At 49.2% G+C, this 15,032-nt stretch carries 9 protein-coding genes; 2 read left to right on the top strand and 7 right to left on the bottom strand.

The genetic code is table 11. The annotated features are described in order from the left end of the window. Positions 1–91 precede the first annotated feature (91 nt). Both NT073_RS23700 and NT073_RS23695 read right to left on the bottom strand, forming a co-directional pair. Positions 92–1,792 (bottom strand): hypothetical protein, encoded by a 1,701-nt coding sequence (locus NT073_RS23700; protein ID WP_297378630.1) that lies wholly within the window; start codon positions 1,790–1,792, stop codon positions 92–94. Then, positions 1,782–2,384 (bottom strand): RNA polymerase sigma factor, encoded by a 603-nt coding sequence (locus NT073_RS23695; protein ID WP_297378628.1) that lies wholly within the window; start codon positions 2,382–2,384, stop codon positions 1,782–1,784. The genes NT073_RS23700 and NT073_RS23695 overlap by 11 nt, the downstream gene beginning before the upstream one ends. A 174-nt stretch (positions 2,385–2,558) precedes the next feature. Between NT073_RS23695 and NT073_RS23690 the strand changes: the two genes are divergently transcribed. Next, positions 2,559–3,254 carry an SGNH/GDSL hydrolase family protein gene (locus tag NT073_RS23690; protein ID WP_297378627.1) on the top strand — a complete coding sequence of 232 codons (696 nt, stop codon included), beginning with the start codon at positions 2,559–2,561 and terminating at the stop codon, positions 3,252–3,254. 66 nt (positions 3,255–3,320) lie between these two features. Here NT073_RS23690 and NT073_RS23685 read toward each other — a convergent pair whose 3' ends face one another. The 5 genes from NT073_RS23685 to NT073_RS23665 form a co-directional block, all read right to left on the bottom strand. Beyond that, positions 3,321–4,502, bottom strand: coding sequence for a glycoside hydrolase family 88 protein (locus NT073_RS23685; RefSeq protein WP_297378626.1), 1,182 nt, complete (start codon positions 4,500–4,502; stop codon positions 3,321–3,323). A gap of 1,169 nt (positions 4,503–5,671) precedes the next feature. Beyond that, entirely contained in the window at positions 5,672–8,785 is a 3,114-nt protein-coding gene (locus tag NT073_RS23680; RefSeq protein WP_297378623.1) for an efflux RND transporter permease subunit, read from the bottom strand. A 48-nt stretch (positions 8,786–8,833) separates the two neighbouring features. Then, positions 8,834–10,006 (bottom strand): efflux RND transporter periplasmic adaptor subunit, encoded by a 1,173-nt coding sequence (locus NT073_RS23675; RefSeq protein WP_297378620.1) that lies wholly within the window; start codon positions 10,004–10,006, stop codon positions 8,834–8,836. A gap of 421 nt (positions 10,007–10,427) precedes the next feature. After that, complete coding sequence (locus tag NT073_RS23670) at positions 10,428–11,054, bottom strand: CoA pyrophosphatase (RefSeq protein WP_297378617.1); 627 nt, start codon at positions 11,052–11,054, stop codon at positions 10,428–10,430. Between the two features lie 120 nt (positions 11,055–11,174). Then, positions 11,175–12,752, bottom strand: a complete 1,578-nt coding sequence (locus tag NT073_RS23665; RefSeq protein WP_297378614.1) for an FAD-dependent protein — start codon at positions 12,750–12,752, stop codon at positions 11,175–11,177. A gap of 261 nt (positions 12,753–13,013) precedes the next feature. On the opposite strand from NT073_RS23665, the gene NT073_RS23660 reads away from it, so the two are divergent. Next, positions 13,014–14,948 (top strand): DUF4350 domain-containing protein, encoded by a 1,935-nt coding sequence (locus tag NT073_RS23660; protein ID WP_297378611.1) that lies wholly within the window; start codon positions 13,014–13,016, stop codon positions 14,946–14,948. Positions 14,949–15,032 lie beyond the last annotated feature (84 nt).

The following is a 15,032-nucleotide window of genomic DNA, read 5'->3' as shown; positions in this document are numbered from 1 at the left end:
GGGCATCGGCTTCCATATAAAAGGGTCTGCCCGACATACCTAGCTGAGTATGTCGGGCAGACCCTTTTATGAAATTTCTGGGTAACTCACTTTAGAATTGATACAGAAGACGTGCCCGCAGGCCCAGTAGTGCTGATGACTGCCAGTTTTGGCCAGGCTGGAAAGGTTGCGCATCTGCCTCAATTGGTATGGTTAATACGGGGCTTCCCTGTAATACCCAATGCCTGCTTTGCCATTCAATACCAGCGCTTAAGATCATATTATTTAGTAAGGGCACAGTTCGTTTATCGCTGACACTGAGTTGCTCAAAGCCGCGTTGGGGAATGGGCACGGGGCAAAGATAAGTTGCGTTCTCAGTACTTGATATAGTCAAATAAGTACCTACTGCTGGTACGAATGACAGCGTCTTGCTGAGTGCTACCCGGTAGCCAACAGAAACAGGCATTACTATGCGGCTTGTACGGGTATCTATATTAAAAATGTCCCGCCGGGGATCAATTCCATGGGCAAACTCCTTCCGAAAATTCCGGCGCATACGAATGTCAAAATCAAAATCACTGATAAATTTATCTCCCGAATAGGTTGCCCGGCTCAGTCCGGCACTCACTACCCAGTGTTTGCCCAGGAGGGCTTCGGTAAACACCCCGGCACTCGTTAATTTGGAGGCAACTTCACCACCAATACCAGCCCTAAACTGTAATCCTGGTCGATTTACACGCTGGCTTTCCGGTGCCTGAGTTGGTTCTACGCCAACCACAACCGTTGTGCGTGCCGGGCGCATACGCTTTGCCCGCTGAGTCAACATCCTGCTCCAGTTGGTCTTTCCTAATGACAGCGGTAAACTGCTGATGCTTTCAATGGCAGTGGAAGCTAAAGCCTTGTCTGACTCAGATAGAATTGATTTACCTGATTCAGGAGCGTAATCAGTTTGGGTTGGTATTGATCCCTTCGCCAAACCTTTGGTCTTGTTGCGTTTTCCGGAGGTCGAACCGACTGAAAACGCAGCGGTTAAACCGGTTTCGAGATTATTAGAATATTGACCAGCTCGGTTCCGGCCACGAAGGGAGCTATTAGGTGTTTTAGCCTCTTTTGGTGTTGTACTGTTGAATTTTTCACTTGCTATAGAAGGAGTAGACGATTCACCATACGCATCTGTGTTCGGGTTATTGGTTAAATTATCCGATTGATTGGGTTGATCCACTGACTTTTGACCTCGGTTAGCTGCTGCATAGCGTTCTTCTCGCGGTTCGAATGATTTCTCCGGACGATCAGCGTACCGATTTTCGTCTGGCGGTACTACCTGTGATTTTGACGGCACAGTAACGTATCGGGTTATATACACCGTATCACGTGGCTGTTGATGGATTATGGTTAGGTGACTGCCCGACGCCCGTGATGTTGTTTCAGAGTCTAGAGCCACCGCGTTTTCGGCGGGCTGTTTCAGAATTATTGTATTTATTTCCGGAGTTGAGGTGCCGGACTGGCCTTTTGCTGCTTGGCTAGGTACTGGCTTTTTTAATTGGCTTATTGTTGCCCGCAACTGATTAATCTCGCGTTGTTGCCAAAACCCAAATGTTACCATTACTACAGCACTTACTGTAGCAGCTGCCATCAACCAGGGTCTGGCCGTCCACATTGATTTGCCAAAGGGCTGCCCTGGGGTTGAGGTGGCCGGTTGAGGCATCCCGGTTTGCAGAGAAGCCTGCATCCGGGTCCAGTCTTTTTCGGAAAATTCCGGCCGAATACTTTCCAGTTTTCGCCGGATAATATCGGAAAATCGGTCAGTTTTCATGATACGGAATTGAGGCTGTCGAGCCTGATTTAAAATATTGGGCCTCTTTGAGCAAGACTTGCAGTTTCTGCCGGGCACGGGCAAAATTGGACCGTACCGTGGCTTCATTATGGTTAAGTATGCCTGCTATCTCGTGGAGGCTGTAGCCGTCCACAACGTGCATCATGAACACAGTGCGATACGTTGGGGTTAACTGCTGAACTAGGGCCAAAATATCTTCGGCGGCCATCTGGTCGACTATGTCCACATCAAAGGCCACTTGCTCACCCGTTTCCAGGGAAGCGTGTTGCTCAAATCGATGATTCTTTCGGTAATGACTAATGGCTGTATTGACTAGAATTGTTCGCAGCCAAGCTTTAAAAGGTAGTGTTTCGTCATAACTATCTAAATGTTGAAATGCTTTTAAAAACCCTTCGTTCAGCACATCTTCCGCTTCTTCAACACTTGAGCTGTAGCGCAGACAAATGCTTTTGGCATACCCAAAAAATTGTTTGAATAGCGTTCGTTGCGCGCGCGGGTCGTTGGCGCGGCAAGCCCGAATGACACTTAGAAGGTCATTGTCGGCGAACGGAGACGATTTGCGGAAAAACAAAATTCGGTCGGATTTATGTAAACACTCCAGACTACTTAAATACTACGCAACAGCAACGTATAACGTTGCATCAGAAGAATAAGTATTTATCTTTTTTTGGTTGTAAGCAACGCTTACGTATGAGATAACGTATAGGTAACAAATGGGTTTACTCGCCCCATTTATTGCTTGCTAATGAACGTGTTAGTGATTGGCGACGAACATACCTACGGTTATGGACTGTCCGCCGGGAAACTTAGTTATGTGGGTCACTTTATCCGCCAGATCAGTCGTACCGGACGGGCAGTATCTGTGGACGCGTATGCCCACCTTTCCATGTCGCAGACGATAGCTACACTGGCACGATTGCCGTTGAACCAGTATGATCTTATTATACTTCAGTTGGACCACACATTAGTACAGGTTCCTGATTCTCAACTGGCTCCTGCAACGGTTGCCTATGTTCCTGCGGTCTGTGCCGAGTTAAAAATAACCGGTCAGTCAAGTTTTAATTACCGGCTGAAATCGGTAGGAACAGCACTGCTTTCGCTTGTATGGCCTTTTCGGGAGCGTATGGCTATTTCAGTCCTGCTGAATCAACTCCGACCTTATCGGCACAATGTGCTGTTAGTAACCCCACTAACCAGTCAGGATCGGGTCAGGCGCTGGCTGCAGCGACGCGGTCGTGCGGTCGCGTTGCAGGAAGCTGATAAGCGTCTGGTAAGCGTTTTCGATACAGACTCGATTATCCGGCCAAGAGAAGAATATTTTCTGTTAAATGATCATTCCCATTTGAGTGCCATCAGTCACGAGTTGCTTGGGCTTTCGTTGTATGATTTTTACCAATCGGCACCAACCATCATTACCATTCAGTCGACTCGTAAAAATTAGTGGGTAATAAGTGCTAAAAAAGAGGGGCTGATCGCACGATCAGCCCCTCTTTTTTAGCACTTGGTCTTACGAACGGAATGTATTCTTTTTCCGCAGCGCATCGTAACGCAGGAGAGCCTCCAGGTAATAGTAATCCGCATAGACAATGGGCGTATCTACCTCACTTTTGGCCGGTTTATGTCCTACACTATGTTTCAAAATAAAGTTGTTGTTTTCGCCCAGATTGGCCTTGTAAGCCGGGCTTGACAGGCTTTCCAGCATTTTTACCGCTGCCTGGTAATATGTTTTGGCCGATGGACCGCCATACGTGCAGAGTTCGAGCAGAGCGGCTGAGGTAATGGCGGCAGCAGAGGCATCACGCTCTTCATTTGGAATGTTAGGGGCATTGAAATCCCAGTATGGGACCTTGTCGGCGGGGAGATTAGGGTGATTCAAATAGAAGTCGGCAATATGACGGGCCTGCTCCAAATATTTCTTGTCTTTCGTTTCCCGATACATGACCGTAAAACCATACAATCCCCACGCCTGACCTCTGGCCCAAGCTGAGTTATCGGCATAGCCCTGCGCCGTTTTCTTGGCGGCCACCGTTCCATCGGGATTGTAACAGATCACGTGATAACTACTGTAGTCGGGTCGGTAGTGGTTTTTTATGGTGTTATCGGCATGAGTGACCGAGAGGTTGTAAAATTCCTTATTTCCTGATCGTTTGGCGGCCCAGAAAAGAAATTCAAGATTCATCATGTTATCAATGATAACCGGATAATCGTACGTCTGAAATTTGTTCCAGGATTTGATCACACCCACTTTAGGGTCAAAGCGGGTCGATAATGACTTGGCACCGGTCAGCAAAATGGGAGGGTAAGCCTCATTTTTGGTAAGCCGATAGCCGTTGCCAAACGGGCAGTATAGCATAAAGCCCAGGTCATGCGTACCCGTATTGTATTGTTCTTTTGCCACAGCCATAGTCCATTTGTTAGCCGCTTCTTTCCACATCGGATCGTTGGTCCGTTCGTAGATGTGCCAGAGTGAGCCACCAAAAAAACCACTGCACCACCAATCAGATTTCCGGTCATCAGGAGAGCCATCGGGCTTGGTTGACTGTGGAAATCGGGTCGTATCAGGATGGCTTTTCAGCATTAATGCATATTGCTTCGCTGCAAAGGCAAATTCTTTGTCAACATCAACGGCTGTTTGAGCAAAAGCTACCCGTACTGCCAGAAGTAAATAAACCAGAAGAAAGCGTTTCATGTGTGCTTGTTATCGTGCAATGAGCCGAGTTTACAAATGGCTCGACTAGTAAATAAGCAAAAAAACTCATTCATTTAACTAGTCTGCCTGTGTTTTTCTGGGAAGCACGCACATCGGCTACCAGTTCGGGCGCAACTTGCAGTTAGATTGTAAGCCATATCGAGACATCTAAATGAGACAGCTTACTTAACATGATAAGGTAGCTTTTTAGTTAAAATTATATGATTTACGCAAATTTCTTAGATTCCTGCATCATCAAACGAGATCAAGTTGTAAATCGATAAGTCCAGGCAAGCGAATGTTTTGATTGGTACGATGTGGTTATCCGCAGTAGCGTTTAACAAGGAAATAGTCCAAACTCAGCCTCAAACAAATAAATACGATTTGCTAATTCAAAAGCGCAGGAGTATTACAAAGCCCGGAGTTATAAAAAGTCAGCTCTGACTTATACGGCTGCTTTTACTGTACTCGGAGGGAAGGGTTACCGGGAAGATCGCTATGATGCCGCTTGCTCACGGGCGTAGACAGGCTATGCCGATTGTGCCTTCTTCAACTTAGAGCGTATTGCAACAGTAACTCAATTCGCTGATTACACCCATCTACGCGTTGATAAAGATCTTACTCAATTACATTCCGATCCTCGTTGGGTAAAGTTGATATTACTGGTCAAAAAGAACCAAGAACGAGAGGAAGAGCAGTATAACAAGCCGGTTTTGCGCAACTAGACTGGAGGGGCGGGCGAGGCTTGAAGATATAATTAAAACAAAAGGTATTTTATCAAACGACTTTCAGACGGTGCGCGACAAACTGAGCCAAACGGATTCAGTGAATTTGCGTAAAGTACATGCAATTATTGATCGATACGGTTGGCTCGGTTAGAATGAGATTGGCGTCAGATCGGGCAGGATTGCCGTAGAAAAGCTTATGTTTTCCACTGTTAGATCTAGAGCAGGTAGACAAACGCCGAGCTGAAGTGGGTCTGGAGCCAATCCGCGAATATGCGAGCGAATGGAATGTAAAATGGGATTTAGCAAAGTATAAAAAACAGCTGACAGCACTAGAAAAAGAAAAAAGGGACGACTAATCCCTATTGGTGATTAGTCGTCCCTGCACTTGTATTGGTATATTAGCCCACTAAATCTTTGGGGGTGGTTTATGCTGACAGTCTATTAAGCATGCACTTCCAGTTCTGTCGGTTTTTCCTTGTCTTCCGATTTTGGATCGTCTTCCGGCTGAACATCTTTTCTGCGAGACATATAGGTGTAAATAACCGGCACCACATAAAGCGTTAGAACGAGAGAGAACATCAGTCCTCCTACAATGACGATACCCAGCGGTACCCGGCTTTTTGAGGCTGAACCCAAGGCAAGGGCCAGTGGTAGGGCACCAAAAGCCGCCACAAGCGTGGTCATCAGGATAGGGCGGAGCCGCAGTGCAGCCGATTCTGCGGCTGCTTCGAACTTGTTCTTGCCTGTCATTCGCTGTTCATTGGCAAATTCAACAATCAGGATACCGTTCTTCGTAACCAGACCAACCAACATAATAATCCCGATCTGGCTGAAGATATTCAGTGTTTGGTTAAACATCCAGAGTGAGAATACGGCACCGGCGAGCGCCAGGGGTACGGTGATCATAATAATGAGGGGATCCATAAATGAATCGAACTGGGCCGCCAGAATCAAGTAGACCAGAATCAAGGCTAGGCCAAAGGCAAACAACGTGTTAGACGAACTCTCGGCATAATCTCGGGAAGGACCGGAAAGGGCTGTCTGGAAACTCTCGTCGAGGGTACGAGCCGCAATAGCGCGCATAGCTTCTACACCGTCGCCAACGGTTTTGCCGGGTGCCAGACCTGCCGATACCGTTGCCGATTTAAAGCGGTTGTAGTGGTATACCTGGGGCGGGCTACTCACTTCCTGAAATTTAACAAGGTTGTCTAACTGAATAAGTTGACCCTGATTGGAACGTACATAAAAAGACGCCAGGTCGACCGGTGCATCACGGTCGGCACGGTCTACCTGTCCAATCACCTGATATTGTTTTCCGTTCATCAGGAAATAAGCCAGACGCCGGTTACTGAGCGCAAGCTGTAGCGTTTGGGCAACGTCCTGTACTGAAATACCTAAGTTCGTGGCTTTCTCACGGTCGATGCTGATGTTCAGCTCAGGTTTGTTAAACTTCAAGTCCACGTCGGAGTTCTGGAACGTTGGATCTTTGGCTACTTCGTCCAGAAACGTTGGCAGTTTTTCACGTAATTTCTCGAAGTTCAGGTTCTGAATTACGAACTGAACGGGTAAGCCACCACCCCGACCAACCTGAATGGTCTGATCCTGAGTGGCGAACATTCGGGCCTCGTTGAACTTCTTGAGGTTTTTATTGATGAAATCGACAATATCCTGCTGAGACCGATTGCGGTCGCTGGGGTCTACCAGGTTCTCCATCACGAAAGAGGAGTTAACCGCGCCTGCCCCCGAAAAACCAGGTGCTACGACGCTGAAGGCTAATTTGGTTTCGGGGATAGAATCGAGTACAAACTGCATGACCCTGTCTGTTAGGGATGCCTGAGCTTCATAGCTTGTTCCTTCAGGCGAAGTAATAACCAGGCGGGTCCGGCTACGATCTTCGAGCGGGGCCAGTTCCGATTTGAGCATAGAGCCAAGTCCGAAGATGAAAAGCAGACAGGCGCCAATCATGACAAACGCCCAGGCCCGTTTTTTCATGAAGCTGTTCAATGACGACCGGTAGGAATTATCCAGCCATTCGAAAAAGGGCTCCGTTTTTCGGTAAAACCAGGACCGGCCGTGGTTTTTGCTGGTGAGCTTTACACTGAGTACTGGCGTAAGCGTTAGCGAAACGAAGGCCGATATTAATACGGCACCAGCAACAACGATACCAAATTCGCGGAACAGACGACCCACAAAGCCCTCCAGGAATATGATGGGCAGGAACACGATAGCCAGCGTCACACTGGTTGCAATAACGGCAAAGAAAATCTCATTAGAACCTTCGCGGGCGGCTTCCTTGGTATCCATCCCCTGCTCGATCTTCTTGAAGATATTCTCCGTTACCACAATACCATCATCGACCACAAGCCCCGTTGCCAGAACGATACCGAGCAGAGTCAGCACGTTGATACTGAAATCCGCCACATACATGATGAAAAAGGCCCCGATAAGCGACACCGGAATGTCGATCAGCGGACGGAATGCGATGAGCCAGTCGCGGAAGAAGAAGTAAATAACCAGTACGACCAGCACAAACGAAATAAGCAGCGTTTCGCCTACTTCTTCTATGGCGCGTCGGATAAATGTACTCCGGTCAACGCCTATGCTCACGATGATATCCTCGGGAAGGTCTTTTTTGAGTTGGTCGAAGCGCTTATAGAACTCATCGGCAATGCTCACATAGTTGGCACCTGGCTGAGGAATAAGCGCCAGAATAACGCCTACTGCACCGTTCTGTTTAGAAATAGTTTCTTCGTTCTCCGCACCGATGGTTGCATATCCAACATCTTTGAAACGAACGATCTGGTTGCTCGTTTGACGAAGGATCAGGTTGTTAAAATCATCTTCGGTTGTTAGGCGACCTACCGCTTTTACCGTTAATTCGGTGTTATTACCGTATACCTTACCGCTAGGCAACTCGACATTCTGAGCGTTCAATGCCGACTGTATGTCTTGAGAGGTTAGCTTATAAGCCGATAATTTAATCGGGTCGATCCAAAGACGCATGGCCTGACGCTTCAAGCCATAGATATTGGCCTGACTAACCCCCGGAATGGTTTGCAGACGTTCTTGAAGTACATTTTCGGCGTAATCCGACAGTTGGGTTGGATTACGGGTAGTACTCTGAACAGTCATGAAAATAATAGGATCGGAGTTGGCATCGGCCTTTGTTACCACCGGTGGGGCGTCGATATCCTGCGGCAGTTGCCGTTGGGCCTGGGCTACCTTATCGCGTACATCGTTGGCGGCCTGTTCCAGATCGGCATCGAGGTTAAACTCGACTGTGATGGTACTGGCACCAAGCGCGCTGTTTGACGAGATTGTACGAATCCCTTCAATACTGTTCAGCGATTTCTCGATGGGTTCTGTAATCTGCGATTCAATGATATCGGGGTTGGCACCGGTATAGTTTGTTCGTACCGAAATAACTGGCGGGTCGATAGCCGGGTACTCACGAACACCCAGAAAAGTGAAACCGATAATGCCAAAAAGGACGATGACAATAGACATCACCATGGCAAAAACCGGTCGATTCAGACTAAGCTCGGGGAGACTCATGATTGGTTGAGTTTATGTTGTCGGGTTTTAGTAGTCTGTATTCCCATTTTACTTGACTGCTACTTTAGGCTCAGCCCCTGTCGCTGGCAGGGTAATCACCTTGTTGATCTTGACGGGGGAGTCTGGCTTTAAAAACAGCAAACCCGTCGTTGCTACTGTATCCCCTTTCTGTAAGCCAGATAAAATCTGTATGCTGCCGGCGGTACGCAAACCGGTTCTTACATCCTTAAAAAGGGCTTTGCCATTTTTCACCAGAATAACCTGATTGGTTCGAGTTTGTGGAATAATGGCCTGTGTAGGAACAACCAGGCTTTGTTCGTTCTGAATCGTTAAGGTTACCCGCGCAAATGAACCCGGACGGAAACGGGGTAGTCCTTTTTCAACGCCCGTATTATTGACTCTGGCCCGGATACGTAGGTTACGTGTCTGTTCCTCAACCCCCGGCTCGATAGCATAAACAACACCCTGACTTGACTGACCGCTTCCGTCTACCATGAACGAAATCTGGCTGCCATTATGTACTGCCGGGCCGTATTTTTCTGGAATAGAGAAATCAAGTTTAAGTGATGATATCTGTTGCAGACGGGCAATGAGCGTATTGGGCGACACAACGGCTCCGGCACTTACGTTACGAAGGCCAATAACCCCCGAAAAAGGTGCTCTGATCTCTGTTCGTTGCAGGTTCGCTTTTACCAGTTCGATGTCGGCAAGGGAGGAGCGTAAATTTGTTGTAACAATGTCATACTCCTGCTGACTGATACCACCCCGTTCCAGTAATTGTTTATTTCGTTCTTCGGTACGGCGGGCATTATCGGCCTGGGCTTGCAGTTTCTGAAGTTGGGCCTTCAGGTCGGCGTCAAAGAGTTTGACCAGCAAAGCTCCTTTGGCTACCGGCATACCTTCCTTAATGTTAAGCTGCGTAATTCGGGCTGAAATCTCGGGGTAAATGTCAACCTGCTCATTTGGTAGCAGCGAGCCACTGGAAACAATATCTTCGCGCAGGTTCTGAGATATAACCACATAGCCGTTCACGTTCGTTGGTCCGCCCCCCCCCGGTCCGCCGGGTCCGCCTTTGCCACCGGGTCCACCTTTAGCGTCGGATCCACCTTTACCGCCACCCCCGCCTGCCGATGCGCCCGGGGCGGGGTGTAATACCTTGTTGTACACAATTATCCCGCCGAGTACTAAAACGACGAGAACGATAGCAATCCATCTTTTCACAGGAAAATATAGTCAGAAGGGCCTATAATTAAACGGCTAAGTAGCCGCGTTTGTTCTTGAACTACAAAGCTATTAAGGATGACGACTATAACAATCGGTAGCTAATTGAATATGAATGGATTTTGTGCGGATTATTGAGACTCATACGGCTGAAAAGATAAACGTAGAATCCGTATATTTCCTTATGCCAAACAAGTAGGTAAGTGCATTTTTTTAATAGAAGTGTACGCTTACTGATTGGTTATGAATAGACTAAGAAATGTAAGACTGAATTCTTAGGCGTATAGGCATAGGCGTGACATTCAGGAATTACTTAATTCAGTAATTTTTGGTGGTACGCCCGGAAGGCTAAACTTTTGTTTCTTAACCTATTAACTAGAGTTAACGGGTAGAATAAGTTTAGTGGCAATCCCCGTTGAGGCTAGTCAATGACCATGAGCAGTTCGCTGATCATCATTGCTGTAGCCCCCCAAACCCGATACCCCTGTATTTGATAAAAAGGGGCATCGACCGTTACACCCCGGACGTCGATCTGGCTGTCGCCAACGATGGTTTCGTCCAGCAGGGTATCCAGGTCTACTTCCACGACGGCCTCTACTTCGCGGGGGTCTGGATAAAAGTCTGGCCGATAGGGGAGGACGCCTACCACCGGCTGAACGTAGAAGTTGCTGGGAGGAATGTACAATTCGGTCAGTAGGCCAAGCACTTTCACGTCAGACACCCGAATGCCCACCTCTTCCTGTGCTTCCCGCAAGGCCGTGCGCGTGAGGTTTTCGTCAATGCGCTCCATCCGTCCACCCGGAAAAGCCATTTGTCCGGCATGAACACCGTCATATTGGGGCCTGAGAATCAGGGGCAGATAAATCGAGTTCTGGTATGGGTAAAAGCAAATCAGCACCGCACTCCGGCGCGTCCGCTCATTCGGTTTGATACCGAGCCTATACCGGGCTGTCGACGCCATTTTCTTATGGGCGTCTTCACCAGGCAACGGCTTTTGTAAGCGTTGGCGCAGATGTTCGGAGAAGGTATGGAAACTGGTGCCAATCATTAGTCAGTTCAGGATTTATAGGTAACGGGTCAACGGCTCAGCGGTTATGTGTCAATAGTTCGTTTATGCTTGTAACAATCTGAAATATGAAAAGTTGACTCGCCTTTCAAGAACCTGAAGCTACAATCCTTTTTTGTACAATTTAACCAATTCCTCGGCGCAGCGCTCTCCATCCATGGCCGCCGAAACAATACCCCCGGCATACCCTGCTCCTTCACCGCAGGGAAATAAGCGGCTTACCTGCACATGCTCGCAGGTTTCGCGGTGACGGGGAATACGAACGGGCGAAGAGGTTCGGCTTTCAACACCAATTACCTGCCCGTCGTTACTCATGTACCCACGCATTTTCCGTCCAAAGTCCCGCAGGCCCTGCCGCAGCGGCTGCGCTATATGATCGGGCAGCACTTCACTCATATCTACCGAAGCCAAACCTGGCTGGTAGGACGTTGGCAAAAGCTGGTTCGACACGCGCCCATCCACAAAATCGGCTATGCGCTGGGCAGGTGCTGTTTGTCGACCATCGCCCATTCGGCATGCCCACCGTTCGAGGTCCTGCTGTAAGGCCAAACCCGCCAGCGGTCCTTCATCGGCGTAGGGTTGCAGGTCTTCGTCCGCAATGGCAACGACCAGTCCCGAATTAGCAAACTGCGAATCCCGGCGCGATGGCGACATGCCGTTAACGACCAGTTCGCCCGGTGCCGTGGCTGCCGGAACGATAAACCCGCCCGGACACATACAAAATGAGAAAACGCCCCGCTCAATACCTTTGAAACGTGTTTGTGCTATTAGGCTATACGAAGCGGCCGGTAAATAATCACCCCGGGTTGGTCTATGGTACTGAAACTGGTCAATCAGGCTCTGCTGGTGCTCAATACGAACACCCATGGCAAACGGTTTGGCTTCGATCAGCACATGTCGTTGGTGCAGCAGATAAAAAATGTCGCGGGCAGAGTGGCCCGTAGCCAGAATAACACCAATGCCCGTAAGTGAGTCACCGTTAGCCAGCACAACGCCTTTTAACTCGTTACCGGCCAGAATCAAGTCCGTAACTTTTGTATCGAATCGAACTTCACCCCCCGCTTTCAGAATACTATCGCGGAGGTCCGTCACAACGTTAGGCAGTTTGTTTGTGCCAATATGCGGGTGAGCATCGACCAGAATCTGTTCGGTGGCTCCGTGCGCTACGAAAATTTCCAGTATCCGCCGAACATCGCCCCGTTTGGTGGAGCGGGTGTATAATTTACCATCCGAATAGGTTCCGGCTCCGCCCTCGCCGAAGCAATAGTTCGACTCAGGGTTAACGATATGGTCTTTGTTGATAGCCGCCAGGTCACGTCGTCGGGCGCGTACATCGCTGCCGCGTTCCAGCACGATGGGTTTGATGCCTAACTCAATTAGACGCAGGGCCGCAAACAGGCCGGCAGGACCAGCCCCCACTACAATAGCCTTAGGTGCACGGCTCACATCCGTTTGGGGTTTCTGGTATTGAATAAGCGGGGGAGGGGTTTCTCCGGCATAAACGTCGGCATCGACTTTTACCCGAACCTGCCGGTTACGGGCATCTATCGACTGCCGACGTTTACGCACGACGATGTCCGTCGTGTTGGGCAGTGAGAGATGCGCTAAGGCCTGTTCCCGGAAAACAGTTTCGTCCAGGGCCAGTTCGGGAGGTAAGGTAAGTGAAAGTTGATGAATCATTGTCAAAAAAGACCGGTATACACCGCCAACACGGCTAAACAGCAAATAAACTTACTAAACGTATACGGTACACAAAAATGATAGGCTATTATCTTTTTTGGTAACAGGCATATACCGTTTTGGGTTCTTTTACGGCAATTTCCAGCCCTTTTCTTCGGCTATGCTGCCGTATACAGCTTCATGGAGTGATTTCCTTTTTTGTATGTTTGGGTAGAATTTCCCTTGAGTACGTTATTCAAGGTAAAACATGAATTAAGTACGATGAAGTTTAGTCTATTGGGCAGTCTGTTACTTGTGAGCTACGCGACGCTGGCGCAGCCGACGGTTAAGAAAGCCGGGCGCGATACCCCCTGGTCACAACGAATGGTGGCTACGATCATGGCAAATAATGCCGATTCCATTGCTTATGTCAAGGAAGGTAAAGACGCCCGCTGGGAGTATGAAATGGGGGTACTGCTCGAAGCTGTGGAACAGGTCTGGTATCGCACGGCTGATGACCGGTATTTTCAGTACATCCAGAAAAATATGGACCGGTATGTAAACGCCGACGGCGATATCCGAACTTACAAAATGGATGATTACAATATTGATTTTGTAACCCCCGGCCGGGCTTTGCTTCTGCTTGCGCAGCAATCGCTGCCGGGCAACGCAAAATACCGCAAAGCTGCCGAGGTGCTCCGGAAGCAGCTCGCTCAACAGCCGCGCACGAAGGAAGGCGGTTTCTGGCATAAGAAGCGCTATCCGTATCAGATGTGGCTCGATGGCCTGTACATGGCCGAGCCGTTCTACGCGGAGTATACCAGCCTGTATGGCGATGACAAGAACTTCGACGATATCGTCAACCAGTTTGTGTGGATGGAGAACCACGCCCGCGACGAAAAAACGGGTTTGCTTTATCATGGCTGGGACGAAAGCCGGGAGCAGAAATGGGCCAATAAGCAAACGGGCAAGTCGCCCAACTTCTGGAGCCGTTCTATAGGCTGGTATGTAATGGCGCTCGTCGATGCGCTCGACTATGTACCGCAGTCGCACCCGCGCCGGGGTGAATTGGTGGCAATATTGCAGCGTGTCATGCCTGCTATCGTAAAATACCAAGACCCAAAAACCGGCTGCTGGTATCAGGTTACCGACCGACTTGGTGATAAAGGAAACTACATCGAAGCATCAGGAACGTCGATGTTCGTGTATGCCCTGGCGAAGGGTATCCGGATGGGGTATCTACCTGCTTCACTATGGGCGTCGACTCAAAAAGGGTATGCCGGTATTCTGAAAAACTTTATTACAACCGATGCCCAAGGCCAGATTCACCTCGAAAAGACAGTACTGGTAAGCGGCCTGGGTGGAAATCCGTACCGCGACGGGAGTTATGAGTACTATCTGAGCGAGCCATTGCGTCAGGATGATCTGAAAGGCGTTGGTCCGTTCATCATGGCCAGCGTGGAAATGGAAATAGCTGCTGAGCGGGGCATCGCCAAAGGGAAAACCGTGGCCGTCGATAACTACTTCAATCACGAGTTTCGGAAAGGGGCAACGGGTGAGCAGGAACCGTTTCATTACACCTGGGAAGACCAGATGCATTCGGGCTTTTACTGGTGGGGAACCATCTTCCGGAATCTGGGTGCCAAAACCGCTACCGTTTCGGGGGCACCAACGGCCGCATCTCTGCAGGGAGTAGACGTCTACATCATTGTCGATCCCGATACACCAAAGGAGACCGCGAAACCCAATTACGTTCGTGAAACGGATATCAATGCTATTGCTGATTGGGTGCAGGCTGGTGGTACGCTGGTGCTGATGGCCAACGACACGTCGAACTGCGAGCATGTGAACTTCAACAAGCTAGCCGCTCGTTTTGGCATGCAGTTTCTGCCCAAAAACCGGAACATGGTACAGGGCACGCAGTGGGACCAGGGAACAATCTCGATTCCCGCCGGAGGGCAGTCTATCTTTCCGACCACCCGGACGGTCTACATCAAAGAACTGGCTCCCCTCGCTGTGAAGGCTCCTGCCAAAGCCGCTGTGACCGACGGTGGCGACATTATCATAGGTATGGCCACAGTGGGCAAGGGCAGAGTGTTTGCCGTGGGTGATCCCTGGCTCTACAATGAGTATGTCGATGGGCGCCGTATACCCGCCAAATTCCAGAACTTCCAAGCCGCCAAAGAATTGGCCACCTGGCTGGTGGCTGGTAAATAGTTGTTGGTTAGTAGTGATTGGTTATTCGTAAGTGCTTAGAAGGCCGACCGTCGGATAATAACCAATCACTACTAACCAATAACC

Source organism: Spirosoma sp. (assembly GCF_026391055.1).
Lineage (GTDB): Bacteria > Bacteroidota > Bacteroidia > Cytophagales > Spirosomataceae > Spirosoma.
This window is presented reverse-complemented; position numbering and strand designations above follow the sequence as displayed.